Below are 25,379 nucleotides of genomic sequence, written 5' to 3' on the forward strand. Positions count from 1 at the left end.
GAAGGGTTCACCGGCGGAACCCCCGTGCGGCGAGTGCGGTCCGGGCCTCGGCCAGCAGCGACCGGGGCGAGAACCGCGCCCGCTGCCGCCGCCAGAAGCCGACCGTCCCGGTCATCTCCTTGAGTGAGCCATCCACCACGTCCCAGTACTGACGGACCTCATCCTCGCTCGGCTGCCCGGCCCCGAAGATGGAGGCGTCAGCCCGGTGCGCCAGCACGGTGGTGGTGGCGCCGGTGGCGGGAAACGCCTCGGCAACAACCGCCGCGGTTTCCCGCCTGGTTGCGCGGCTGTCCACGGCGGCGCCCATGTCCGTTGCCAGGCTGAGGACCTCGTTCCAGCCGCCGCCGACCCGCTGGGCAGGATCGCCGCCCGTAAAGCGGGCCTTCCGGCGCCGGGACTTCAGCAGGGCGATGAGCAGCAGCGGCAGCGCGAGGATGCCTACGGGAATCATGGCGATGCCGATGGCCGTGAGGATGGGACCCCACAGCAGCCAGGGATTGTTCTTCTTCTCGTCGGCGTCGAGCGCGTCGGGAGAGGAGTCCGGCGGCAGGTCGGCGGGTTCCTGCGGCGGGGGCGGCGGCTGCAGGACCTGCGGCTTCGGCTTGGACTTGCTTTCCGGGTCGGGCGGGATGGGAACGTTGTCCTTGGGCGGTGTGGGGTCGAAGGCCACCCAGCCCACCCGGTCGAACGCCACCTCCACCCAGGCGTGGACGTCCTTGCCCATGATCTTGACTTCGCCGGCTCCGTTTTCCGGGCTCTTCGGATCGGGGTAAAACCCCATGACCACGCGCGAGGGGATGCCCCGGTGCCGCAGCATCAGGGACATCGCCACGGCATACTGCTCATCGTCGCCCAGCATCTGCTTTGCGGTCAGCAGGTCGCGGATACGCCCCGCTCCGTGCCCGGAGACGCTGGGAAGCTGCCCGTCGGCAATGAGCCCGTTGCTGAAGGCCCCCTTCTTCTGGAAATGGGCCTCGATCTGCCGGACCTGGTCCACAGCGGTTGGGGCGTCCGCGGCCAGGTCGTTGGCCTGGGCGCCCACCACCGGCGGCACGTCGCTGGTGTCCGGAAGGCTGATCCTGGCGAAATCGTATTGCGTCAGCTGCCCGTGCTCCAGCTTCACCGGGTCCGAGACCTGGACAGTGTAGGAGTCACCCCGGGACAGGCCCTGCCTGGTCACCGCGGTGTCGGTTCCGGAGTTGAAGTAAAGCCCTGAAGCAGCGCCGGACGAGCCCTGGCCGAAGCTGAGTCCGGTGGTCTTCCGGCCGCCAGGAACGAAGTACCCCTGGTAGTCATCAATGGTGATGTCCAGGCTGTAGTCATTCGTCGGGACCGTGTCCGTGGCGTCGGCGAGTGTGTTGATTGACTTCGCGTCACCGACCTTGCTGAAGCTGCCGGAACCGTTAGGATCCATCGCGTAGTTGGTGCCGTTGAAGGAATCCAGTGCCCCGAGCCGGACCCGGGCGTCCTTGGGCAGACCCTTGACCGTGAACAGGGCGTCGTCCTTCTTGTCCTTGACGAAGTTCCGGAAGCTCGCCAGCGGCGTGACGTAGTCCTTGGGATCAAAGGGCGGAACGACGACGTTGCGGAGGACGCGCCGCTCGTCACCGGCGGCGATGAGCGGCGACACGGCCGCGGTTATTCCCACCGTTGCCGCCAGCACCGCGGCTCCAGCGGCGAGGCGGCGCATGCGTGCCTTCCCGGCGGTGCCGGCGTCATACTGGGGACGGTTCACCGAGACCTTGCGGGTGTCGCGCCGGCGCAGGGCGTCCCGCCGGAAGGTGGCCCAGGCGATGCCCACCACCGTTAGCGCGATGCCCCTTTCCACGGTCAGGAACCCGGCATTGGTGCTGAAGGCGATGCCGGTGACAAACAGGACCAGGACCGGCAGGAGCGGCCAGTAGGGGCTCCGGATCCGCCAGGTCAGGACACCGGCGGCCACGGCCGTGATGAGCGAGCTCAGGAACGGAACGATCAGCACCCCGCCCGCGGTGCCCACGGGCACTCCGACGGTCAGCATGTCCTTCCACGAGAAGACGACGCCGAGCAACAGCGTCCGCAGGGATTCGAGGCTGGGGAGGAATCCGGCCACCGCGGCATCGGGAACGGCGAGGACTGTCCCCAGCACCACGTAGGCGCCGAAGGCTGCGGCCGTGGTGATCACCAGCCCCAGCCGGAAATGGGCGTTGCAGGCAGCGATGGCCAGGCCCAGGATGATCCCGCCGAAACCAGCCATCAGGTAATACGGGTCTCCGCCGAAGCTGAGGCTGAACCCGAGGACACCCAGCCCGAGCAGAACGGTGAGGGCACCGCCGTCGAGCACAAAATGCCACAGCGGCCGGCCGTCGGCGAAGGCGGACTGGGCGGCCGGCGTGACCGGGCGGCGGGGGCTTTCCGGGCGGCCTGTCCGGGTTGAACGGCGGGGGCGGAGACCTGTGGCCTCACTCATGCTGCAGCCTTTCGCAGGACGGAGGGAAGGTCGGCGAGGTCACCCACGGTGAGGACCGTGAGGTCGCCGATGTTGGCGCGGGCCGGGGCGGCGCCCAGGTCGACCAGCACGGCGAGGCTTCGGACGCCGGGCGGCACCGAGGCGGCGGCGGAGCGCAGCTGGGCGGGCGTCACCTGGCTGCCCACCACGAAGAAGACCACGGAGGCGTTGGGCACGGTGTCGGCAAGCGTGCGCGCGAGGTCGACGGCGGTCTTCCGCAGCGGGGTGCCGACCACCCTGGTCATGTCGTCCAGCATGTTGCGGCCGGTCTCGCAGCGCAGCGGACCCGCCTGGGTCAGGACGTCCAGTTCGCGCTGCTCGCGGATGGCCTGGCGTCCGATCGACGCGGCTGCCGAGATGGCCAGCTCGAACTCCTCTTCCGAGGCGTATTCGTCGGTGTTGATGGACAGCGAAATGGCCAAGTGGGCACGGCGGGTTTCCTCGAACTGGCGGACCATGAGCTTGTTGGTCCGGGCCGTGGTTTTCCAGTGGATGTGCCGCCGGTCGTCCCCCGGGACGTAGTCGCGCAGCGCGTGGAAGGAAACATCCGCGCTGGACAGTTCCGTGGTGGGCATGCCTTCCAGGTCGCGGATGAACCCCGCGGCGGAGCCGGCGAGTGCCACGGTCCGGGGATGCACGTACAGGTCCTGCGGCTCCGTCCAGAGCACCTGCCGGCGGAGCAGGTGCAGCGGATCGGCACGGACGGAGCGCACCGGACCCACCACGATGACGGCCCTGCGCGCCGTCGGGATGGTGAACAGATCCTCGTGCACCTGCTGCGGCTTCATCCGCGGGAGGTGGAAGACGGCGGTGGCTGCCCCGACGGGCAGTTCGAGGTCAGCCGGCAGGAGCGGCCGGGCAGACGTGTTGGACACCGCAATGCTTCCCACCGCGCTGTCCCCCACCGCCACCCGGGTCCGCGCCAGGTCAAGCAGGACCCCATAGGAGGACCTGCCCAGGATGAAGCCGCCGGCGATGACGAAGAGGACCACCGCCGCAATGGCGGCAGCCTTGGCCTCCTGCCAGCCGTAGGCGTTTCCGGCCGCCCACAGGAGAACTGCAGCGGCGAGCACGGACCAGCCGAGGACACTGACCACGGACAGGACAGGCCGGACGCGGCGGCCCCACACGCCGTCGGCCATCCGCCAAGCCGGGCCCAGCGCGAGCCGCGCCAGGCCGCTGGCCTCGGACCACACCCTGGACGGGCGAACTTGGCGCTGCACCTTGGGCAGCGGCAGCCCGGGCCGCCGCACGCCAGAGCGCCGCACCTGGGGCACCCGCACCTTAAACCGCTGCACGCTAGACGGCGGCGCGCTGCTGCGGCGCTGCGACATCAGCCAGGACACGTCCCAGAACGGCTTCCGCCGTCGCCCCGGAGAACTCTGCCTCGGGGTCCATCACGAAACGGTGGGTCCAGACGACGCCGGCGAGGTCCTTGATGTCATCCGGCAGGACAAAGTTGCGCCCCTGGCTCGCGGCCCAGACCTTGGCCGCCCGGACCATCGCCAGGGCGCCGCGGACCGACACACCCAGACGGGTCTCCGGAGCGTTGCGGGTTTCCTCGCAGAGCCGGGAGATGTACTCCAGCACGGCCGTATCGACGTGTGTGGTGGCGGCAAGATCCGCCATGTCAGCCACGGCCTGCGTGGTGATGACGGGCTGCAGGTCCCGGGACCGGTCCTTGAGGTTGGACCCGCCCAGGAGCTGGACGGTGGAGGCGTGGTCCGGATAGCCGATGGAGGTCTTCAGCAGGAAGCGGTCCAGCTGGGCCTCGGGCAGCCGGTACGTGCCCGCCTGCTCGATCGGGTTCTGCGTGGCCAGCACCATGAACGGCCGTCCGGCTTCGTAGGTGGTGCCGTCCACAGTGACGCGGGACTCCTCCATGACTTCCAGCAGGGCCGACTGCGTCTTGGGCGAGGCGCGGTTGATCTCGTCGGCGAGCACGATGTTGCTGAAGATCGGTCCCTTGTGGAATTCGAACTTCTGGGTCTTCTGGTCGTAAATGGTCACGCCGGTGACATCGGAGGGCAGCAGGTCCGGCGTGAACTGGATGCGGCTGTTGGACCCCTGGACGGTGGCGGCGAGGGCCCGGGCGAGCGACGTCTTGCCGGTGCCGGGTGCATCTTCAAAGAGGACGTGGCCCTCGGCGAGCATCGCGGTGAAGGTCAGGCGAATGACGTGCGCTTTGCCCAGAACGGCCTGGCCCACATTGGCGACGAGCTTCTCAAACGTCCCTGCAAACCAGTCGGCCTGCTCGCTAGTCATTGTCATGGTTGTTCCTCTTCTGTGTAATTGCAGGCATATTCGTTCTCAGCAGGCGGTGGCGTTCAAAAAAGCGGTGGGCCGGAATGGTCAGCACTGCCCCACGCCCGGGCCGCGGATGTCCACTGTGGTGCCCTTGACGTACCAGCCGCTGTGCGGCCCGCCGTCCATCAGGTACCAGCGCGTTCCGTTGTTGTAGATTTCGGACCAGCAGGTGGTGGGGATCCAGCCATCGGAGTAGGACACCCAGTTGGCGTCGCTGCCGCCGCAGCTCCTCGTCGCGGCGTTGTACCGGTCGGGGACGCCGGGCTTGCCGGGGCAGCTGTTGTTGTCGGACTGCTTCACCCGGACCTGGGTCAGTGGAGGCGTGGGATCGGCACCAGACGTGGCGACGGCAGAGCCCGGCTGTCCGCAGTCCTTGTCGCCGTCGGTTCCGTTGCAGGCACGGACCCGAAGTGTATGCCGCTGGCTCCAGCCTCCGCCGTCACGGTTGTACTGGCGTTTCAGCCCCACCGACGTAAACCCGCCGCCGTCGAAGCTGACCTCGTAGCGGTTGATGACCCGGCCGTTGTCGTAGGGCGCGTTCCAGGTCCAGTGAACCTGCGGGTCCCCCTTGGCTGACGTCTCGCCGGTGACCACTGGCGTGGCCGGCGCACCATAGGGAACAGCGGAACCAATGGCCTTGGCATCCCCTGAGATGTTGTTCTTCGTTGAGAAGGCAATGATGTTCACCGTGATGTCTTTGCCGTTCGGCTGCCCGTAGATGGTGCCGCCGGGTGCACTGATGGGGCCGGAGCCGTAGGCGGTGGTCCAGCGGTAGCCAATCTCCGAAGCCTGGGACCCGTTTCGCTGGGTCTGGGTCAGCGGAGCAAAGGTGATCTTCAGCTGGCCGGTGTTTCCAGGGGCGTGAACAGTACCGCTGCTAACCGAACCGGGTTTTCCCGCAGCCCGGATGGGAGCGGACTGCGCACTGGTCCCGGACGTTCCTGCCTTATTCGTGGCTGAGACGGTGAACGCATAGTCCGCCTCGGAGTTGGCCACGGTGACGTTCAGGGACGTGCCGGAGGCCACCTGCTGGCTCTTGACCACTGCCCCACTGTGCAACGTGGTGAGTGTGTAGGAAGAAACGGCATCCCCGTTGTTGTCCGGAGCAGTCCAGTTCACCTGGAGCTGGCTCTGGTCCCCTACCGGCGCGACGTCCGAGACGCTCGGCGCTGCCGGCGTCACCGGCACGCCGGCCGGCACCACGGCAGCGGAGTAGGTGCTCCACTCCGAGGGGTCCTTCGCATCGTTCCGGGCGAGGACGCGTACCTTGTAGGCCACGCCGTTGGTGAGGCCCTTCCAGACGTAGCTGGTGGACGTCAGGTTTTGGATCTGCGGGTTCTGGCCGGCGGGCGCCGGAGATATTTCGAGATCGTAGGACTTGATCGGTGAGCCCTTGCTGGCCGGTGCCTTCCAGGCGATGGAGAGTTGCTTGTCGCCGAATTTCAGACCCGGCGCCAGCGGCATCTCGGGCTTGACGTCGGGCCGGACCTCAGCCGACGCCGGTGAGCGTCCGGACTCGCCAAACTCGTTCGTCGCCGTCACCTGGAAGTGGTACTTCGTGTTGTTCACCAGGTTGTTCAGGGTGCACGAGTTGGCCGGGCAGTCCTGCTTGTATCCGCCTTCGCCGTACACGGAGTATTTGGTGATGGGCGAGCCCCGGTCCACGGGGGCAGTCCAGTTCAGCAGCGCGGTCCGGTCACCCACACTCTGTGCCTGGGGCGTGGTGGGTGCGAGCGGCTTGTCCTTGACCGTGAGCCGGATCCGGGCGGTGGCGTACCGGGATGAGTCCTCGGTCTTGTCCCCCACGGTGTAGGACACGATCAGGGTGCCGGAGAACCCGGCCGACGGCGTGACCGTCACCGAATCGCCGCTGATGGCGGCAGTGCCCTGGCCGGTTTCCGTGGCGACGCCAATGACCTTCAGCGGGGTGTCCGGGAACGGGTTGGCATCGTTCGCCAGCACCTTGACAGTCACCGGTTTGCCAGCCGCGGCGTTTGCCTCCACGTCGTCATTGGCCACTGGCTTGGCCCGGTTGGTCGCCGTAACGGCGAGCCGGAACGTGGCGGTGGAGTCGAGGCCGCGTGGGTCCTTGGCCTTCACCTGTACCGCTCCCCCGTCGCCGGGCCGCAGCCCGTCCTTGGCCGAGACCTTCAGCGAGGCCCCGTCGAGGGACACGTTGAAGCCCTGGGGAACCGCGCCGGCGACCTCGTACTTCATGTTGTCGGCGTCGTCCCCGTCGGGGTCGGTTGTCAGCTTGGCCAGGTCCGCGGCGGCGGAGTCACCCAGCGGAACATCAACCGAGCCGCCGAGAAGGACCGGCGGGTTGTTGCGGTTCGGGTCGGGCAGCACCTTGGTGCGGATACTCAGCGTGGCTTTGAGTCCGGCGGGGTCGTCCGGGCCGGCACCGTCCGTCACCTCGAAGGTGATGGACCCCGGGCCCACGTAGTCTTTGTCCGCGGTGTACCTGACGGCTGTGCCGTTGCCGGCCACCGGGTTGCTGCCGTCCGCGCCGATGAGCTTGATCCGGTCGGTCTGGGTCAGCCGGGGCGAACGTCCGCCCCGGACCTTGACCCATTCGGCGAGGTTCGCGGTCACGGACTGGCCCGCGACCACTTCGAGGACCTCGTCCTTGGCAAGGGTGGGAACCTGCTGGCCGAGGCCCGGCACCCAGATGATCGCCGTCGACTTCTGGCCGTCGACGTCCTCCACGGTGTAGGGCACCAGCTGCGGCTCGCCGGTCAGCTCCACGATCACGTTGCCGTCCGTGCCCGGCCGCGCAGTTTCGGCGGCACTGCTGACCTTGAGGTTCTCGCCCACGCCGTCAGGGTCTTCGTCATTCTTGAGGACGGGGACGTCCACGGCGGTCTTGCCAAGCGTCTGCGCGGACGTCACGCGGTCGTCCCGGGCGATCGGCGCCCGGAGCGGGACGTTGCTGTCCACCACCATCCGGATGGCTGCCTGTGCAGAGGCCCCGCGTTCGTCGGCCACGGTGTAACGGACGTTGACCGTGCCTTCGGTGGCGGGCGCTTGCAGGAGGATGCGGCCGCTCTGCTTGCTGACAGTGGCCTTCAGCGCGGCATCGGCCTCGATGCCGTCGCTGGCTATCCTAATCAGGTCCCCGTCCGGATCGGTGTCGTTGCCGGCCGCGTCGACGGCGATCTGCCGCCCGGGCCGGACCCTGGTCTGGTCGTCGACCGGCGTGGGCTTCTGGTTGGTGTCCCCGCGCGGTGCGATGCCGACGGTGACAGTGCCGGTGTTCACGGCGCCCTGCCGGTCGACTACCTTGTAGCGGAACGTATCGGTTCCGGCACCGTTGCCGGCCGCGACGAAGTCGATGAAGCTGCTGCCCGCCGTCGCGGTGCCCATGCCCGGCGTGCTGTCGATGCCCGTCAGCTGGACCGAGTCGCCGTCGGGATCAATGCCGTCCAGCGGCACCGGGATGCGCACCGTGCCGCCAGCCACCACCCGGGCGGTCAGGTTCTTGGGCTGCGGCCGGGAGTTTTCGGCACCCTCCAGCGGCAGGATGTGGATGGTGACGGCAGCGGCGCTCTTCTGGCCTTGCGGGTCCACCGCGTTGTAGATGGCGCGCACAGTCTTGGGCTGGCTGCCGGCGATAAACCGGAGGGTGTTCTCAGAGACGAAACTCTTGCCGTCTTCCACCGGGACGGCCTGCGGCAGGACTGGGTCAACCGTCAGCTTTTCGCCCTGCGGGTGCGTGTCGTTGTCCAGGACGGGGATGGTCACGACGTCGTTGACGCGGACGTTGACCTCGTCGGGCTTGGGCTGCGGCGCTTCAACCACCGCGGGGGCGGGAACAGGCACCACCGAGACGCTTCCCGTGGCGGAAGCCTTGCCGTTGGACATCGTGTAGCGGAACAGGAAGGGGTCCTTGGTGCCGGCGATGTCGGTGATCCGCAGGACGCTGTGGTCGATCACGCTGACCGACGCCGTGGCGTTTTCCGGCACCGCAACGGACTGCAGCACCAGGACGCCCCCGGACGGGTCCGAGTCGTTGGCCAGCGGGTCCAGCAGGACGCTGCCGCCCACCGGCAGGAGCGCTACGTCGTGGACGGCGACGGGATTTCCTGAGTCCTTGCCGGATTCCACATCCACCCGGATGAGGCCCTGGCTGCTTTGCGGTCCGTTGCTGGCCAGGTATGTCAGGTACACCGGCCCCGGCGTGCGGCTGCGGAAGGTGAAGGTGCCGCCGTCGGTGACCGGCCCCAGCTCTGCGGCTCCGGCGGCCTCCACCTGGGCGAGGCGCAGCGCGCCGCCGTTGGGGTCGACGTCGTTCTTTAGCGGCGCGATGACCAGGTCCTGGCCCACCACCGCGGTGACGTGGTCGGCGTTGACCACGGGAGCGAGTGCGCCCGGCGGCTGGACGTTGACCACCACCTTGCCGGTGGTGGTGGCTCGGCCGTCCCAGACGGACACGGTGACGCTTTTTTTGCCGGCTGAGGCGCCGGAGTCCTGGAAGGTGAGCAGGCCGTCGCGGCGGACCTTGACCTGGTCCTGCTCGTTGTCGGCGGTGGCTGACATCAGGACGAGGTCGTCGCCGTCGGGATCGGCCCAGTCGGTGAGGATGTTCTGGCTGACGGTTTTGCCCTGCTCCACGAGGAGTGTGGTGGGGTCTCCGCGTTTGAAGGCCGGGGGCCTGTTCTCGTCCGGGCCAACGACGTTCAGGCTGACCTTGCCGCCAGCCGAGAGCCCGCGGCCGTCCGCCGCGGCGTAGTCGAAGGTCTCGGTTCCGGGCGCGGCATCGGCCGGCACCGTGATCTGGAAGGCGGACCCGCCGTAGATGCTTTCGATGCTGCCGGCCCGCGGCCCTTCTGCGCCGAGAGAGGCGGTCAGGACGTCGCCGTCGGGGTCGGAGTCGTTGTCGAGGACGCTGAGGACAGTGGTGCGGCCGGGCCGGACGCCGACGGCGTCGGGTTTCGTTTCGGGGGGACGGTTCGGCTTGGTGCGGTCGGGCAGGACGTTGATGGTGTTGTCGTCCGCCGACTCCTCCTCGGGGTCGTCAGCCTCGTTCTTAGGGGGGACAACGTCGTCCCAGTTGTTGACCAGCTGCATGTTCTGGTTGACCAGCCACACGTTTCCCGAGTTCACGTCGTTGAGGACCACGAGGTCCCGGTTGACCCGGAAAACGTAGCTGGGCGAGGCGCTGGCTTTGGGCACGGGCACGTTCTTGTTGTCCGCGGCATTCGCGCAGTCCCGGACATACTTGTTGGCTCCGGACCACGCGGCGTGGACGCAGCCGCCCAGCTGCACCGGCGCCGCCGGCACCCCCTGGCCGCCGAACGTCACGGCCCTCGCGGCGGCACCGTTCAGCGGCTGCTTTAGGAGTGCCTTGCCGGTGGCCACGGCCACGGAGTCGGACGCCGGGCCCGGCTGCTGGAGCTTCGCCTCCCGCGCGTCAGCCAGCGGCACCTCGCGTCCGCCGGGCAGGAACAGTTTTCCGGCGGCTGCATCCAGGACCACGGCCTGGTCCCCCACGACCGAGATCTGGAGGTCCCCGGCGCCCTTCAGCCCGTCCCACGTGCTGGACGCGGTGCCGGTGGCTGCCCCCGCGGCGTCCACCGTGGTCACTGTCACCTGCCCCGTCTTCGGATCCGCCGAATAGATCCGGTCATCGGAGCCGACGGCGGACACCAGCCCTTCGGAGCCCGCCACGGCAGGCTCGCTGGACTCCTCATCAAAGGCGTTCACCGTCGACGGGGACATCGCCCACATCTTCCCGGCGGCAGGGTCGGTGACCGAGATGGTGTCGGCGCCGAAGCTCACCTGCGCCGAGCCGGGTAGCTGCTTGTCGCCGCCGAGCCTCATGTTGGCGGCGGACACCTGGTTCAGGGTGGAGCCGGATTCGTCGTCGACGAATACCTTCCCGGCGTTCTGCAGGACATCGAACGTGGTGCTGGCCGGGGTCACCGCACCGTCGAGGACCCGGGAGGGGTAGTTGAGGCGGCCAACGGCGTTCCGTGCCTTGCTGACCACCCAGACGCCGCCGTCGTTAAGGTCAACCTCGGTTGTCTTGAACCCCGGGTAGATCACGGCACCGGCCACCAGCGCTGCAGCAGCAGCGGAAAAGACGGTTCCGGTGACGATCTTGTTGCGGCGGTTCCTCAGCCCCAGCTTGCCGAACAAAGTTGACACAGCGTTTTTATTCCCCCGAAATCACAGCCGCCTGAGCGCGACTTGCTAGCCCCTGATGTTCATCAGGGGCCGGTGACATTCCGCCACTCCCCCGTAGAGACGCCGGAACAATTCTGAGCCTCGACTATTACATGGCGCTGGCGGCTTGTCCAAGAACAGCCGCCGGGGCCGTCCGTTACGCTGCCACCCTACCCGCGCAGTCCTGTCCCCGCGATGGGGAGGACTGCCCACGCTGCCTCAGTCCAGGACCAGGCCCCTGCCCCGTCCCCGTGCCAGGGTGACCGGCTGGATCTCCCCGAACCCCCGGACGTTCTCCACGTTTTGGGGAATGAGCACGAACCGCTCGTCCTGGTCCAGCGCCGCCGCGGTCATTGAGTCAACCAGCACGGTCCCCGGATCGGCCAGCGTGGTGAGGCGGGCGGCGAGGTTCACGGTGGGCCCGTAAATGTCACCCAGGCGGGAAAGGATCCGCCCCCAGACCATGGCAACCCGTGCCTCGGGCAGGATCTCATCCCGGGTGAAGGCTTCGGCCAGGGCAAGCGATATTTCGGCGCCCGCAGCCGGCGTTTCGGCAATGTAGAGGACTTCGTCGCCCACGGTCTTTACCAGCCGGCCACCGCCCACGGAGATGATCTCCGCGCACTTGTTCTCGAATCGCTGCACCAGCTTGGCGAGCGTCTTCTCGTTCATCCGCCTTGACAGGCTCGTGTAGGACACCAGGTCGGCGAAGCCAACGGCACGCGCCAGCGGAAGCGGCGCATCGTCCTCGTCGCCTTCGCGGCCCTCCTCACTGGCCTGCAGGCCGGCTTCGGCCCGGACAGCCAGCCGCTGCACACCGGCGTTGAGCTGACGCCGCCAGGAGTAGACAAGCATCTCCTCAAGGGGATCCACCAAGGCTGGCAGTTCGTGGACCAGCCGCTTGCGGGCCTGGGCGTCGGTAAGCCCCTGTTCGTGGACCATGTCCTCAACCAGGGCCTCGATCTGCCACACCACCATGCGGTCCGTCATTTGCCCGATGGCACGAGTGACCGAGATGGCAGCCTCCTCGGTGAGCTTTCCGTTCCGGACCATGCCCACAGCCGTGGACAGGGCCGCCTGGTCCCGCTCCGTGAAGGCGACGTCATCGTCACCGAAGTTGGGGAAGCCGAGGGCTCGCCACAGTTTGCGCGCCGAGAGCAGCGACAGGCCCACCCCGCCCGCCACCTCGCGGCGGCGCAGCTTGCGTTCCCCGCCCAGAAGCCTTGATTCCAGACTCTTTGCCGCTATGCGCTCCGCGGACAGGGTGCCGGTGGCCGGATTTTCGACGACGGCGTCCGTCACCTCCCGGTGACCGGTGTCCGGTGCGCCGGACCCGTCTGTATCAAAGCCGTCTGCACCAAACCCGTCAGTGCCAAACCCGTCTGTGTGGGCCCCGTGGGCGCCGGCCCCGTGGGTCCCTGTCTGCTGGGCGCCGCGCTGATCCTCATCGTTCATCTCTTCCACCTTCTCTCACATCCCGCGGAAACCGGGCGCCGGGCTCATCCGGCGCCTGACCAAATCCAAATGGTTCGTCGTCCGGAAGCTCGTCAAGGGCGTCCAGCAAGAACCTGTGGAAGGTGGCAACTTCCGGCACATCCTTCAGCACGTTGCCGAAATGGTGCCCGGCATCCAAGGATATATTCCCCGAACGCAACATCCGCTGGAGCATCGACTGGCTGATTGTGACATTACGCACCGAGGCCAGGAAAACCTGCCGGTCCCGGCGCCGGAGCATGCCGTAGCGCGCCAGGACCCGCTGGCTGGTCAGGACATACCTGGTGCTCTGCCATCGCAGCACCCTGGGCAGGCAATACCCCAGAAGGATCCAAAGGCCGGCCAGCACACAGCCGGCCACCGCCCAGAACGTCCCTTCCGCGGTGATGGCCGGGGCAAGTGCGGACAGGCCGCCGCGGATGATCCACGCGCTTGCGAATGCGGCAAGGGCGGGCACCACAATGAAAACCACTGCCGGGACGAACAGCACCCTGGGCTGCGGGCGGGTCACCACGATGACCTGCTCGCCCGGGAGGAGTTCTTTACGCATAACCGCTTTCGCCGGACCCCTGCTGGTCAGAGCTGTGCTTCTGAGAGCTGTGCTTGGCAGCCCCGTGTTTCTCCGAGCCCTGCGGGGACCACGGCCGCAGGTGGACCACATCCCCGGCAGTTACTACGTGCTCGTGGGAAGAGGCATCCACCACCAGCAGGGAGCCTGAGTCATCAAGCCGGGAGGCATGGCCGATGATTTCGTGGTCGCCGGGAAGCTGGGCGCGGACCTGCTGGCCGAGGGTGACCATCGCCGTCTCAACGCGCTTATGCAGGGACGGCCCGCCGGCCAGGCCGGCCGTGGCATCGCCGTCGGCATTGCAGAAGCTGCGGTAGAGCGTGCAAAAACGGGAGAGGTAGCTCTTCAGGAGGGCCGTGCGGTCCACCGTTCCGGCACCCTGCAGCTGGACGGACGTCGCCGTGGGCACCGGCAGCTCGTCCTCGGTGAGCGTGACGTTCAGCCCGGTGCCCAGGATGACGGGCGGCACCGATCCGTCGCCCAGGGGGCCGAGCTGGGCGAGGATGCCGGCGATTTTTCCGCCGCGCACCAGCACATCGTTCGGCCATTTCAGCTCCGCCGGAATTCCCGCCGTCTCATCCAGCGCGTCGCGCAGCGCGACGGCGGCCAGGAGGGACAGCCATGAGTAGGTCTGGGTGGGCAGGGGGCGGCCGTCAGCATTGACGGGCCGCAGCACCAGCGAGACCAGGACGGAGCTGCGGGCGGGCGCTTCCCACACGCGGTCCAGCCGGCCACGGGCCGCAGTCTGATGCTCCGCCGTCAGGACTGCAAGGTCCGGCCAGGCCTGGGGATCCACGGTCACGGCCCGCAAAAGGTCGGCGTTGGTGGAGCCGGTGGTCTCCACAACCGTCAGCTGCGCGATGCCGGTGGCGGCGAGGAAGTTGGCGTCGGACAGGGCTTCCCGGTCCAGGGCCGGCCGCTCGGGCAGGACCCCCGCTCCGGTCAGGTTTTCCTGCGGTCCACGGCTATCGTCAGGGCGTGCAGCATCCATAGTTGAATCCTAGCGACTAGCCGGGCCGCACGGCCGGGAAGGCCCGTGGTGAGAAGCCGGCTCACAGGAAGATGCCGGTTCACAGGAAGATGTCGGGGACGAGGTCCGCCTCGGCGGCCCCGAGGCTGTAGCGCGTGAAATCCGTGACGCCGGCGGCGGCCAGGACCTGCTCGTCTGTATAGAAGTTGCCCGTGTTGATGGTGCCGGCAGTGACATCGCCCGCCTGGTTCACGGCCCCCGTCAACACGGCATGGGCGGCGTCGGCCATGATTTCGGGGCCGCGGGCAGCGCGGACCATCGACTCGCCGCCGGCCATGTTCCGGATGGCGGCAGTATCGATCAGCGTCCGCGGCCACAGCGAGTTGACGCAGATGCCGTCCTTCCTGAGCTCCTCCGCCAGGCCCAGGGTGGTCAGGCTCATGCCGTATTTGGCGATGGTGTAGGCCAGGTGCCGGCCCGCCCACTTCGGGTCGAGGTTCAGGGGCGGCGAGAGGGTGAGGATGTGGCCTCCGGAGGATTTGCGCAGTGCGGGGAGCGCCAGCTTGGAGAGCAGGAAGGTGCCGCGGACGTTGATGTCCTGCATGAGGTCGTAGCGCTTCATGTCCACGGTGTCCGTGGGCGAAAGGTCGATCGCGGAGGCGTTGTTGACGACGGCGTCGATTCCCCCGAACCGGCCGACGGCGGCGTCCACGGCGCGCGCCACGTCGTCGTCGTTCCGGACGTCCCCCACCAGCGGAAGGGCATTGCCGCCGGCAGCCTCCACTTCTTCGGCGGCGCTGTAGACAGTGCCTTCGAGCTTCGCATGCGGCTCTCCGGTCTTGGCGAGCAGCACCACGTTGGCACCGTCGCGCGCCGCCCGCCGGGCGATGGCCAGGCCGATCCCGCGGCTTCCTCCGGACATCAGGATGGTCCGGCCCTGAAGGCTGCCGGTGGCCCGGTAAGGCGTCACCGGAACAGGGTAAGCGTCGCTGCTCGAAGTCATAGGGACACTCTAGCCGTACTTTGTTACCCACGAGTAACATCAGCGCTTCCGTCTGCGCCACGGTCGAAAATTGTAGGAACCCTACAGCGGTCCCGGGAATTTGCGTCACTAGACTAGCCATCAGGGCTTTGGATTTGTACGGATGCTACTTAAACCGGCAGCCAGGGCCCGCGTCACGCTGCCGCAGCGGAACAGCCACAGCACAACAGCTACAGAGCCGGAGACACTTCATGAGCCACGATCTGACCACGACGGCGGGAAAGATTGCCGATTTCCGCGACCGCCAGTCCCGTGCTGAGCAGCCGTCCGGCCCTGAAGCCATCGAGAAGCAGCATGCGCGCGGCAAGAACACCGCCCGCGAGCGCATCGACCTGCTCGTGGACGAAGGCTCCTTCGTGGAGTTCGACGCCCTGGCGGTCCACCGCTCCACCGCCTTCGGCATGGAGAAAAAGAAGCCGCTCGGTGACGGCGTCGTTTCCGGCTACGGAACCGTTGACGGCAGGCTCGTGGCCCTCTACAGCCAGGACTTCAGCGTCTACGGCGGCTCCCTGAGCCAGGTCAACGGCGAAAAGATCGTGAAGGTCCAGGAGTTTGCGCTGCGCAACGGCTGCCCGGTGGTGGGCATCAATGACGGCGGCGGAGCCCGGATCCAGGAGGGCGTTGCCTCCCTGGCCATGTTTGCGGACATCTTCCGCAACAACGTCCACGCTTCCGGCGTGGTCCCCCAGATCTCCCTCATCATGGGCCCGTGCGCCGGCGGAGCAGCCTACTCCCCCGCCCTGACCGATTACGTGGTCATGGTGGACAAGACCTCCCACATGTTCATTACCGGCCCTGACGTCATCAAGACCGTCACCGGCGAGGACGTGGACATGGAGACCCTCGGTGGCGCCCGGCAGCACAACGCCACCACCGGCACCTCCACCTACCTGGCCTCCGACGAGGCCGACGCCATTGAGTTCGTCCGGGAACTGCTGGACTTCCTGCCCTCCAACAACCTTTCCGAGGCGCCGGTGCAGGAACACCAGCAGGAGCTGGAGCTCGACGACGACGACCTCACCCTGGACACGCTGATCCCGGACTCTGCGAACCAGCCCTATGACATCCGCAAGGTCATCGAACAAATCGTCGATGACGCCCACTTCCTGGAGATGCAGTCGCTGTACGCTCCGAACGTGATCATCGGCTACGGCCGGGTCGAGGGCCACACGGTGGGGATCGTGGCCAACCAGCCGCTGCAGTTCGCCGGCACCCTGGACATCTCGGCCTCCGAAAAGGCGGCCCGCTTCGTCCGCCACTGCGACGCCTTCAACATTCCGATCATCACCCTCGTCGATGTCCCGGGCTTCCTGCCCGGCAAGGACCAGGAGTTCCAGGGCATCATCCGCCGCGGCGCCAAGCTTCTCTACGCTTACGCCGAAGCCACCGTGCCCAAGCTGACCGTTATCACCCGGAAGGCCTACGGCGGCGCCTACATCGTGATGGGCTCCAAGAAGCTCGGTGCTGACCTGAACCTTGCGTGGCCCACGGCCCAGATCGGCGTGATGGGCGCACAGGGCGCCGTCAACATCCTCTACCGGCGCGATCTCGCCGCCGTTGCCGAGGCCGGCGGCGACGTCGAGGCCAAGCGCGCCGACGTCATCCGGCAGTACGAGGAAGAGCTGCTCAACCCGTACCAGGCCGCAGAGCTGGGCTACGTTGACGCCGTCATCGCCCCCTCGGACACGCGGCTGCAGATCATCAAGGGGCTGCGGGCGCTGCGCGACAAGCGTGCGAGCCTGCCCACGAAGAAGCACGGAAACATCCCGCTGTGAGCGCCCAGACTCCGGCGGTTGACCCGGCCGAAACCGTCGGGCCGGCCGCGGCCCTGTTCTCCGTCACCAAGGGCGAACCGACGCCCGAGGAGCTGGCGGCGCTTACCGCCGTCGTACTTTCCCTGGAGCCCGGCGCAGCAGCCAGCCCGGCGAAGCCCAGCACACGCCACTGGGTGCGGCGGCAGCAGCTGCGGCTGGAGCCGACGCCCGGTCCGGACGCCTGGAAGCGCAGCCGGGGCTAAAAGTTCAGTAAGTCTTTCATAACCGGAACCACGCGGTTAGTCTCGTGGGGTGACTACTGAATCTGCCGCCCCAGCGCGCCCCCGGACCGCCATCGACGCCGTCGCCGACGCTTACACCGACACGCTCGTCGCCCTGGATCCGAGCCTGGCCACCACGCTCGGCATCCCTGGGCACGACACCCAGTTCCAGGACTTCTCCCCTGCCGGACTCGGCAGGTTCGCCGCGGCGGAGCGAAAGACCCTGGAGGCCCTCGAGGGGCTGGAGCCCGTTGACGACGTCGACGCCGTCACCCTCGATGCCATGCGCGAACGCCTCGGACTCCAGCTTGAGATCCACGACTCGGGCTGGGACCTCGCTGAACTGAACAACATTGACTCCCCGGCGCAGAACATCCGGTCGATCTTCGACCTTATGCCCACGGACACGGAGGAGCACTGGGCGAACATCGCTGGCCGCACGCACAGCGTGCCTGCGGCCATCAGCGGATACATCGAGTCGCTGCGCACGGCCAGGGACAGCGGCAAGGTCTCGGCCCGGCGCCAGGTGTCGATCGTGATCGAACAGACCACCAAGTACGCCGCCGAGGACGGCTTTTTCGCCAAGCTCGCCGCCGACGCCAAAACAGCGGACGGCCCGCTGCCGGCGGAACTGCAGGAGAAGCTCGACGCCGGTGCTGCCGCCGCCCGGGCGGCGTACGCCGGACTGGCCGCCTTCCTCAAGGAGGAACTGCTGCCGGTGGCCCCGGAGCAGGACGCCGTGGGCCGGGAACGCTACGCCCTGGCCTCGCGGGTGTTCCTGGGTGCCGCCGTCGACCTCGAAGAAACATATGCCTGGGGCGTTGAGGAGCTCGACCGGATTATTGCCACCCAGGAACAGGTAGCCGGGCAAATCAAGCCGGGCGCCTCCATCGCGGAGGCCAAGGAGATCCTCAACAACGATCCCGCCCGCCGGCTCAAGGGAACCGATGCCCTCACGGCGTGGATGCAGGAGCTGTCCGACCGTGCCGTCTCCGACCTTGCAGGCATCCACTTCGAGATTCCCGACGTCATGAAGACCCTTGAATGCCGGATCGCGCCCACCGACGAGGGCGGCATCTACTACACAGGGCCGTCGGATGACTTCAGCCGGCCCGGACGCATGTGGTGGTCAGTGCCCGCGGGCGAGGACACGTTCACCACCTGGGCCGAGACCACCACCGTGTTCCACGAGGGTGTGCCCGGACACCACCTGCAGATCGCCACCGCCGTGCAGCGGCGCGAACTGCTCAACAGCTGGCGGCGCAACGTCTGCTGGACCTCGGGGCACGGCGAGGGCTGGGCACTTTATGCCGAGAAGCTGATGGAGGAACTCGGCTACCTCAAGGATCCGGGCGACCACATGGGCATGCTGGACATGCAGCGCATGAGGGCCGCCCGGGTGGTGTTCGACATCGGCGTCCACCTGGAACTCGATGTTCCCGCACGCTGGGGAACGGGCACCTGGACGCCGGAGAAGGGCTTCGACTTCCTCAAGGCCAACCTGGACATCAGCGAGGGCAACCTGCAGTTCGAGTTCGCACGCTACCTCGGCTGGCCCGGCCAGGCACCGTCCTACAAGGTGGGCCAGCGCCTCTGGGAGCAGATTCGCGCGGAGCTCGAAGCCCGGCCGGATTTCGACCTCAAGGCCTTCCACACGAAGGCCCTCAACATCGGGTCCGTAGGCCTCGACACCCTCAAGCGCGCCATGCTCGGCTAAGGGTTCCGCCCGCCATAGCGGCGGCATGGCCGCCTTCCTCCGCGTGCTGCTCCTTCGTCGCTTTGACGCACGCTTCCGGAAGCCACCACGCCGCCTGCGGGTCGCAGCGAGATGTTTGCCACACGCCCGCAGGGAATAACTTCACAAAAGGTCGGTCTCGTGCCGATTTTTCGCACTTATGGCCAGCACCGCCGAAACCGCACGCGTAACATTTCTCAATATCGAGTGGAAGCTGTATTTTCTACGCCCTAACTTGTTCGGGTGAGCAATCAAACCACTTCATCCACGGCCGGGCGCCCCGGCTTCCAGCTGCCCCGGTGGGCAGGCTCCTTTGGCTTCCAGATCATCGCCGCCCTGATCGTCGGCCTCGGGCTGGGTCTGCTGGCCAAGTACACGGGCAGCACCAAGACCAACCCCAACGGCCTGGGCGCCACGCTGCAGACCATTGGCTCCAGCTACGTCTCGTTGCTGCAGACGGCAGTCGTGCCCCTGATCTTCACCGCCGTGGTCAGCTCCATCTCCAACCTGCGTGAGGTTTCCAATGCGGCGCGGCTCGCCTGGAACACTCTGCTGTGGTTCGCCATCACGTCGCTGGTCTCCGTGCTGATCGGCATCGGCCTGGGCGTGCTCCTGCAGCCGGGCGCAAACACGGGCATCTCCGGCCAGGGTGAAGCACCGTCCAAGGTCGGCGACTGGTGGGCATTCCTCATCGGCCTGTTCCCCAAAAACTTCCTGGGCCTTGGCGCGAGCTCCACTGTCACCGACTCCGGCGCTGTGACCACGTCCGTCAGCTTCAACGTCCTGCAGATCCTGGTGATCGCCATCGCCGTCGGCGTTGCCGCCCTGAAGGTGGGCAAGCAGGCCGAGCCTTTCATGGCCCTCAACGCCTCCGCGCTGGCCGTCATCCAGAAGGTGCTGTGGTGGATCATCCGCATCGCACCGCTGGGCACCGTGGGCCTGATCGGCAACGCGGTGGCCGTCTATGGCTGGGACACCATCGGCTCGCTGGGCAAGTTCACCGTTGCCATCTACATCGGCCTCGCGCTGGTGCTCTTCGGCGTCTACCCGGCCCTGGTCCGCGCACATGGACTGTCGGTCAAGCAGTACTTCTCCGGCGCGTGGCCGGCCATCCAGCTGGCCTTCGTTTCCCGTTCCTCCATCGGTACGCTGCCGCTGACCCAGCGCGTCACCGAGCGCAACCTCGGTGTTCCCCGGGGCTACGCCTCCTTCGCCGTTCCGCTGGGCGCCACCACCAAGATGGACGGCTGCGCGGCAATCTACCCGGCCGTCGCCGCGATCTTCGTGGCCCAGTTCTTCGGAATCCAGCTCGACTTCAGCCAGTATCTGCTGATCGCCCTGGTCTCCGTCCTCGGTTCTGCTGCGACGGCGGGAACCACCGGCGCCGTGGTCATGCTGACGCTGACCCTCTCCACGCTGGGACTGCCGCTGGCCGGCGTCGGACTCCTGCTGGCCATCGACCCCATCCTGGACATGGGACGCACGGCGGTCAACGTGGCCGGCCAGGCACTCGTGCCCACCATCGTGGCCAAGCGCCAGGGGATCCTCGATGAAACCCTCTACAACGCACCGCGCGCCGGGGAGGCCTTCCGCGAGGAAGAGGCGCCCGCCGTCGAGCGTGAGCTGGCCGAGTCCAAGGCCTGACCTTGGCAGACTGGGTGTGCCCCGGGGTTCATCCCGGGGGCACACCCATTTAAGACCGGCCGCCAAATGGGTCCCGGGCGGCAGGCAGCGAGGGTAGGGTACCGGCATGGACATCATTCTGGTTCCCGGTTTCTGGCTCGATGGTTCATCCTGGTCCGGGGTCACTCCCCCGCTGGTGGAGGCGGGCCACCAAATCCACGCGCTGACCCTCCCGGGGCTGGAGGCGAAGGACGCCAAGCGGACCGGCATCGGGCTCCGCGACCACATCAACGCCGTGGTGGAAGCCATTGACGGCATTGAGGGTCCGCTGGTCCTCGTCGGCCACTCCGGCGGGGGCGCCATCATCCACGGCGCGGTGGACGAACGCCCGGACCGCGTGGTCCGCGCGGTCTACGTGGACAGCGGACCGCTCGGCGAAGGCGGCGTCATCAATGATGAGCTGCCTGCCGAAGGTGATGAGATCCCGTTGCCTTCCTGGGACGTGTTCGACGACGCCGACCTCACCGATCTCGACGACGGGCTCCGCGAGGCATTCCGTGCACGGTCCATCCCGCAGCCAAAGGCGGTGGCATGCGACAAGCAGCACCTTCGCGATGTGCGCCGCTACGACGTCCCCGCCACGGTGATCGCCTGCGAGTTCCCGTCCTCGTTGCTGACGGAGTGGATGGACGCCGGGCACCCCTACGTTGAAGAGCTGGCCCGCATCCGCGATGTGGAACTCGTGGACCTTCCCACGGGGCACTGGCCGCAGTTCACCAAGCCGGCGGAGCTCGGAGCAGCGATCCTCGCCGCCGTCGACCGGACAAACTGACAGACCAGCCCAACCGGCGCGACCGGGCCACAGCGGCCCCCGGGCCTGCCGATCAGGCCTAGCGGCCGCCGATCACACCCTTTTGCACGGCCTTTGTGACCGCGTCGGCTTCGGCTTGCGTAAGTGTCCCGTCCTTCACCGCCTGGTCGAGCCGGCCTTTCAGGGCAGCAGCCCGGTCCGTCTGCGCCTGGGTGCGGAGTTCCTCGAGCGCGGCCTTGACCTTCGCTTCATCGATTCCCAGGGACTTGGCCAGCGAGGCTGCCAGAGCCGCCTCCCTGGCCGCCCGGTCCGGCTTGGTGCCGTCGGCGCGCCGGCCGTTCGGGTGGTTGGCCTGGCGGAACGCCCGCAGGGCGTCCTGCAGCTTGGCCTGGTCCACGCCCAGCTTGGCCGCGAGCGCCGCGGCGTCCCCTTTGAGGACGCCGTGACCGCGCCCATATCCGTGTCCGTGCCCGTGTCCGTGTCCGTGCCGGCCGCCGTCGAAACGGAACCCGTCCGCGGGTCCGCTCGATGGGCTGCCTGACGTTACTGTGGGCGTGGGCGTCGCTGTGGTTGCGGCCGCCATGCCGGTGACACCGCATCCGGTGCCGAGTGCCAAGGCAGTCGCGCCCAGGCCGAGAGCCACTTTCTTTGAACGCTCCATGGTCCGCTCCTCGCTCCGCCGGCCTTGAGGCATCATTGCCGCCGTGCCGGCCACGACAACAGGATGCACCCTGCCCCTCAAGAACGCCTTTTGATCGACTGTGAGGATGCTGTGAATTTCGCCCCGCAAGCTTTGAAAGGCTGCGGTTGTTGCGCAGAGTGCAAAGATGCACGTAGTGTAATTGGGTGTCCGCTTCCACTTCTTTGCCTTCCTCGCGCCGCGAGCTGAACAAGGCTGTCACGAGGCAGGCAATAACCGACGCCACGCTAGCCCTTCTACGGCGCCACGGTCCCGGCAAGTTCACGATCGAGGACATTGCGGAAGCGGCGGGCATCTCACGCCGGACCTTCTTCAACTACTTCACCAGCACCGAAGCCGCCATCGCCTCGGTGACCAACGGTTTCCTGGACAGCGCCCTCGAACAGTTCCGCCGGCGGCCCGCTGACGAACCCATCCTCGAATCCGCCCGCGCCGCTCTGGTGGCACTGGCGGATCCCATGACGGTGGCGCCGCTCGCCGAGCTGTTCGGCCTGACCCAGGGCAATCCGCTCATGGCGCGCTCTGAGCTGGAGGCCTGGGACCACTGCACCGAGCAGATAGTTGCTGCGGCCCGCGAGCGTTCCCCACAGAACCCCAGGACTGAACAGGGCACCGGGACCGAACAGGTCACCCGGACCGAACAGGTCACCGACCAGGACGAGCTCTACGTCCGGGCCCTCGCAGGTTCGGTGGTCTCCTGCGGCAAAGCTGCCATGGACGTGTGGTTCCGGCGCTGCGGCCCCGATCTCTCCCCCGAGTCACTGGCGATCCTCCGCCAACTGCTCATCGATTCGATGGGGCTCCTCGGATCCGGTTTCGCCGGCCCTCCGTCGGACCCGCCGTCGAAGCAATCCCCCGCCAAACCTTCCACCCGCAACGCAGAACGGTCCTGACATGGCACTTCTCCTGTACCGCCTCGGCAAGTTTTCCTACCGTCACCGGTGGCTCGTCGTCTCGCTCTGGCTGGCGGTTCTGCTGGCAGTCGGCGGCGCAGCGGCAGCCTTTTCCGGCGCGCTGTCCAATAACTTCCAGATTCCCGGCACGGAAACCCAGCAGATGGCCGACAAGCTCCAAAAGGAGCTGCCGGCGTCATCCGGCGGCTCGGCCGGGGTAGTCTTCCAGGCCAAGGACGCCCAGTTCAGCCAGGCGGGCAAGGACGCGGTGTCCGCTGCCCTCACCAAGCTTGAGGCCCTCCCGGATGTCCGGGGAACCGTCGACCCGTTCGCCACGCAGGCCCAACTGGACAAGGCTGGCGCAGATCTCGCCGCCGGCGAGGCCAAGGCAACCGCGGGCAAGGCCGCACTGGACAAGGCCGCGGCCGAATTGGCCGCCGGTAAGGAACAGCTGGCCGCGGCCGAGGCGCAGATGACCGCTGCCGGGCTCCCGGCGTCGGCCATCGAGGCCCAGCTGGGCCAGCAGAAGGCCGCCCTGGCCGCAGGCCAGGAAAAGCTCGACGCCGGCACCAGGGAACTGCAGGCCGGTGCGGCCAGGCTGGAGCTGGCCAAGCGCCAGGTCGAGGCTTCGCAGGGGTTGCGTTTCGTTTCGGAGGACGGCAAGGCGGCCATTGCGCAGGTCCAGTTCAAGACCTCCATCAACGGACTGGACCCCAAAGTGCGCCAGGAAGTCCAGGACATCGTGCAGGAGGTCTCCTCGGCCGGAGTTACCGCGCTGCCCAGCAAGGAAATCAGTGAGGACGTCTCCGAGATCTTCGGCGTGGCTGAGATCATCGGCATCGGCGTGGCGGCACTGGTCCTGATCATCATGCTCGGGACGCTTGTGGCCGCCGGGCTGCCGCTGCTGATGGCCGTGATCGGCGTGGCGGTGGGCGTGGGCGCCACCATGGCACTGAGCGGCCTCATTGACATGAGTTCCATTTCCCCCATGCTCGCGCTCATGCTGGGCCTCGCCGTCGGCATCGACTACTCGCTGTTCATCGTCAACCGCCACCGCGGCCAGCTGCTGGCAGGCATGGACGCGGAGGAGTCGGTGGCCCGTGCCACCGGAACCTCCGGCAATGCCGTGCTCTTTGCCGGCCTGACGGTCATCATCGCCCTCGCGGCACTGGTGGTCCCGGGGCTTCCGTTCCTGGGGGTCATGGGCGTGTCCGCGGCCGGCACCGTCGCGGTTGCCGTCCTCGTCGCCCTGACGCTGACGCCGGCAATCCTCTCCTTCATGGGCAGCAAGCTGATCTCCAAGCGCGCCTGGGCCAAGGCGGCGAGGCACAACGCCGACCCCAACCGCGAGGCGCAGGACCGCGCCAAGGACGAACACCGCAGCAGCCACGGCTGGGGCGGTCTAGTCACCAGGCACCCGGTACTGGCCCTGCTGGCCGGCGTCCTGGCGCTGGGCGTTGTGGCGCTGCCCGCTGCCCAGCTGCGGCTCGCGCTGCCCGACGGTGGCTCGGAACCTGCCGATTCCCAGGCGTTCAAGGCGTACGACGCCACCAAGCGCAGCTTCGGCGAAGGCATGACAGGACCGATCATCGTGGTGGGTGACTTCCCTGAGGGCCTGAGTGAAACCGAAGCAACGGCCAAGCAGCTGGACGTTGCGGACATTCTGCGCAAAACGGAGAACGTCACTGCAGTCATTCCGGTGGCACTGAGTGAGGACCGCGGGACGGCGGTGTTCCAGGTCATCCCGAAGGAAGGGCCGGCGAGCGCCAGCACCGTGAAGGTGGTGTCCGACATCCGCGCCGAGAAGGCCGGGATCGAGGACTCCACCGGAGTCAGTATCGGGCTCACGGGCCAGACGGCAGGCAACATCGACGTGTCCTCGAAGCTGGGCGACGCCCTGCCGTCATATCTGGCCATCGTCGTGGGGCTCTCGCTGATCCTGCTGCTACTGGTGTTCCGCTCGATCGTGGTGCCGCTGCTGGCCACAGGCGGCTTCCTGCTGTCCCTTGCGGCCGCCTTCGGCGCCGTGGTGGCGGTGTACCAGTGGGGCTGGCTGGGTGCGGTGTTCGGCGTCGACAACCCCGGCGCCGTGCTGAGCTTCCTGCCGATCATCCTGATCGGCGTCCTATTCGGGCTGGCCATGGACTACCAGGTGTTCATCGCCTCGGGCATGCGTGAGTCCTTCATGCACGGCGAGTCCGCGAAGCACGCCGTCCGCACCGGCTTCAGCCACGCTTCCGCGGTGGTTACGGCCGCCGCCATCATCATGGTCAGCGTCTTCGCGGGCTTCATCTTCTCGCACCTGAACATGGTCCGCCCGCTCGGCTTCGCGATGGCATTCGGCGTTCTGGTTGACGCCTTCGTGGTCCGGATGACGATCGTTCCGGCAGTCATGTACCTCCTCGGCGAGAAGGCGTGGTGGCTGCCGCGCTGGCTGGACCGCATCCTGCCGGACGTGGACGTGGAAGGGGCGAAACTCGGCAGGCCTGCGCCGGCCGCCAGCGATGAGCCGGATGCCGAGCCCGCGGAGGTCGGCGCGCGCTAG

16 protein-coding genes are annotated in these 25,379 nt (G+C 67.5%); 7 read left to right on the top strand and 9 right to left on the bottom strand.

The features are described 5' to 3' along the window. Positions 1-7 precede the first annotated feature (7 nt). The 8 genes from ACTHQX_RS03215 to ACTHQX_RS03250 form a co-directional block, all read right to left on the bottom strand. The gene (locus tag ACTHQX_RS03215) at positions 8-2,449 is read right to left on the bottom strand and encodes a transglutaminase family protein (RefSeq protein WP_440155592.1); all 2,442 of its coding nucleotides are present in this window, start codon (positions 2,447-2,449) and stop codon (positions 8-10) included. Beyond that, positions 2,446-3,822, bottom strand: coding sequence for a DUF58 domain-containing protein (locus tag ACTHQX_RS03220; protein ID WP_440155825.1), 1,377 nt, complete (start codon positions 3,820-3,822; stop codon positions 2,446-2,448). The genes ACTHQX_RS03215 and ACTHQX_RS03220 overlap by 4 nt, the downstream gene beginning before the upstream one ends. Next, complete coding sequence (locus tag ACTHQX_RS03225; RefSeq protein WP_236807765.1) at positions 3,788-4,759, bottom strand: AAA family ATPase; 972 nt, start codon at positions 4,757-4,759, stop codon at positions 3,788-3,790. Before ACTHQX_RS03225 ends, ACTHQX_RS03220 begins: the two co-directional genes overlap by 35 nt. 81 nt (positions 4,760-4,840) lie before the next feature. Next, positions 4,841-10,945: an Ig-like domain-containing protein gene (locus ACTHQX_RS03230; protein ID WP_440155594.1), complete on the bottom strand. Its 6,105-nt coding sequence runs from the start codon at positions 10,943-10,945 to the stop codon at positions 4,841-4,843. Positions 10,946-11,182: 237 nt separating this feature from the next. Beyond that, a complete protein-coding gene (locus ACTHQX_RS03235) occupies positions 11,183-12,418 on the bottom strand; it encodes an adenylate/guanylate cyclase domain-containing protein (RefSeq protein WP_440155596.1) in 1,236 nt (411 codons plus the stop codon). Then, the gene (locus ACTHQX_RS03240; protein WP_440155598.1) at positions 12,408-13,007 is read right to left on the bottom strand and encodes a PH domain-containing protein; all 600 of its coding nucleotides are present in this window, start codon (positions 13,005-13,007) and stop codon (positions 12,408-12,410) included. Before ACTHQX_RS03240 ends, ACTHQX_RS03235 begins: the two co-directional genes overlap by 11 nt. After that, the gene (locus tag ACTHQX_RS03245) at positions 13,000-14,016 is read right to left on the bottom strand and encodes a biotin--[acetyl-CoA-carboxylase] ligase (protein WP_440155600.1); all 1,017 of its coding nucleotides are present in this window, start codon (positions 14,014-14,016) and stop codon (positions 13,000-13,002) included. The genes ACTHQX_RS03240 and ACTHQX_RS03245 overlap by 8 nt, the downstream gene beginning before the upstream one ends. 79 nt (positions 14,017-14,095) lie before the next feature. Continuing rightward, positions 14,096-14,998: an SDR family oxidoreductase gene (locus ACTHQX_RS03250; RefSeq protein WP_440155601.1), complete on the bottom strand. Its 903-nt coding sequence runs from the start codon at positions 14,996-14,998 to the stop codon at positions 14,096-14,098. A gap of 230 nt (positions 14,999-15,228) precedes the next feature. On the opposite strand from ACTHQX_RS03250, the gene ACTHQX_RS03255 reads away from it, so the two are divergent. From ACTHQX_RS03255 to ACTHQX_RS03275, 5 genes are all read left to right on the top strand, one after another. Then, the gene (locus ACTHQX_RS03255) at positions 15,229-16,812 is read left to right on the top strand and encodes an acyl-CoA carboxylase subunit beta (RefSeq protein WP_440155602.1); all 1,584 of its coding nucleotides are present in this window, start codon (positions 15,229-15,231) and stop codon (positions 16,810-16,812) included. After that, entirely contained in the window at positions 16,809-17,054 is a 246-nt protein-coding gene (locus ACTHQX_RS03260; protein ID WP_440155604.1) for an acyl-CoA carboxylase subunit epsilon, read from the top strand. The genes ACTHQX_RS03255 and ACTHQX_RS03260 overlap by 4 nt, the downstream gene beginning before the upstream one ends. A gap of 49 nt (positions 17,055-17,103) precedes the next feature. Next, a complete protein-coding gene (locus tag ACTHQX_RS03265; protein ID WP_440155606.1) occupies positions 17,104-18,789 on the top strand; it encodes a DUF885 domain-containing protein in 1,686 nt (561 codons plus the stop codon). 261 nt (positions 18,790-19,050) lie between these two features. Continuing rightward, positions 19,051-20,451, top strand: coding sequence for a dicarboxylate/amino acid:cation symporter (locus ACTHQX_RS03270; protein WP_440155608.1), 1,401 nt, complete (start codon positions 19,051-19,053; stop codon positions 20,449-20,451). A gap of 106 nt (positions 20,452-20,557) precedes the next feature. Beyond that, positions 20,558-21,262, top strand: coding sequence for an alpha/beta fold hydrolase (locus ACTHQX_RS03275; protein WP_440155609.1), 705 nt, complete (start codon positions 20,558-20,560; stop codon positions 21,260-21,262). A gap of 58 nt (positions 21,263-21,320) precedes the next feature. Here ACTHQX_RS03275 and ACTHQX_RS03280 read toward each other — a convergent pair whose 3' ends face one another. Continuing rightward, positions 21,321-21,902, bottom strand: coding sequence for a Clp protease N-terminal domain-containing protein (locus tag ACTHQX_RS03280; protein WP_440155611.1), 582 nt, complete (start codon positions 21,900-21,902; stop codon positions 21,321-21,323). A gap of 185 nt (positions 21,903-22,087) precedes the next feature. Here ACTHQX_RS03280 and ACTHQX_RS03285 point away from each other — a divergent pair, with 185 nt between their 5' ends. Both ACTHQX_RS03285 and ACTHQX_RS03290 read left to right on the top strand, forming a co-directional pair. Beyond that, the gene (locus ACTHQX_RS03285; protein ID WP_236807751.1) at positions 22,088-22,834 is read left to right on the top strand and encodes a TetR/AcrR family transcriptional regulator; all 747 of its coding nucleotides are present in this window, start codon (positions 22,088-22,090) and stop codon (positions 22,832-22,834) included. 1 nt (position 22,835) lies between these two features. Beyond that, a complete protein-coding gene (locus ACTHQX_RS03290) occupies positions 22,836-25,379 on the top strand; it encodes an MMPL family transporter (protein ID WP_440155613.1) in 2,544 nt (847 codons plus the stop codon).

The organism is Arthrobacter sp. SAFR-023, assembly GCF_051965295.1.
Taxonomy (GTDB): domain Bacteria; phylum Actinomycetota; class Actinomycetes; order Actinomycetales; family Micrococcaceae; genus Arthrobacter.

What these genes read in the sequence shown, in the direction of transcription:
- ACTHQX_RS03255 (WP_440155602.1), top strand. Translation starts at nt 15,229, where the DNA reads ATGAGCCACGATCTGACCACGACGGCGGGAAAGATTGCCGATTTCCGC.
- ACTHQX_RS03235 (WP_440155596.1), bottom strand. Translation starts at nt 12,418, where the DNA reads ATGAACGATGAGGATCAGCGCGGCGCCCAGCAGACAGGGACCCACGGG.
- ACTHQX_RS03290 (WP_440155613.1), top strand. Translation starts at nt 22,836, where the DNA reads ATGGCACTTCTCCTGTACCGCCTCGGCAAGTTTTCCTACCGTCACCGG.
- ACTHQX_RS03220 (WP_440155825.1), bottom strand. Translation starts at nt 3,822, where the DNA reads ATGTCGCAGCGCCGCAGCAGCGCGCCGCCGTCTAGCGTGCAGCGGTTT.
- ACTHQX_RS03250 (WP_440155601.1), bottom strand. Translation starts at nt 14,998, where the DNA reads ATGACTTCGAGCAGCGACGCTTACCCTGTTCCGGTGACGCCTTACCGG.
- ACTHQX_RS03245 (WP_440155600.1), bottom strand. Translation starts at nt 14,016, where the DNA reads ATGGATGCTGCACGCCCTGACGATAGCCGTGGACCGCAGGAAAACCTG.
- ACTHQX_RS03225 (WP_236807765.1), bottom strand. Translation starts at nt 4,759, where the DNA reads ATGACAATGACTAGCGAGCAGGCCGACTGGTTTGCAGGGACGTTTGAG.
- ACTHQX_RS03215 (WP_440155592.1), bottom strand. Translation starts at nt 2,449, where the DNA reads ATGAGTGAGGCCACAGGTCTCCGCCCCCGCCGTTCAACCCGGACAGGC.
- ACTHQX_RS03240 (WP_440155598.1), bottom strand. Translation starts at nt 13,007, where the DNA reads ATGCGTAAAGAACTCCTCCCGGGCGAGCAGGTCATCGTGGTGACCCGC.
- ACTHQX_RS03275 (WP_440155609.1), top strand. Translation starts at nt 20,558, where the DNA reads ATGGACATCATTCTGGTTCCCGGTTTCTGGCTCGATGGTTCATCCTGG.
- ACTHQX_RS03280 (WP_440155611.1), bottom strand. Translation starts at nt 21,902, where the DNA reads ATGGAGCGTTCAAAGAAAGTGGCTCTCGGCCTGGGCGCGACTGCCTTG.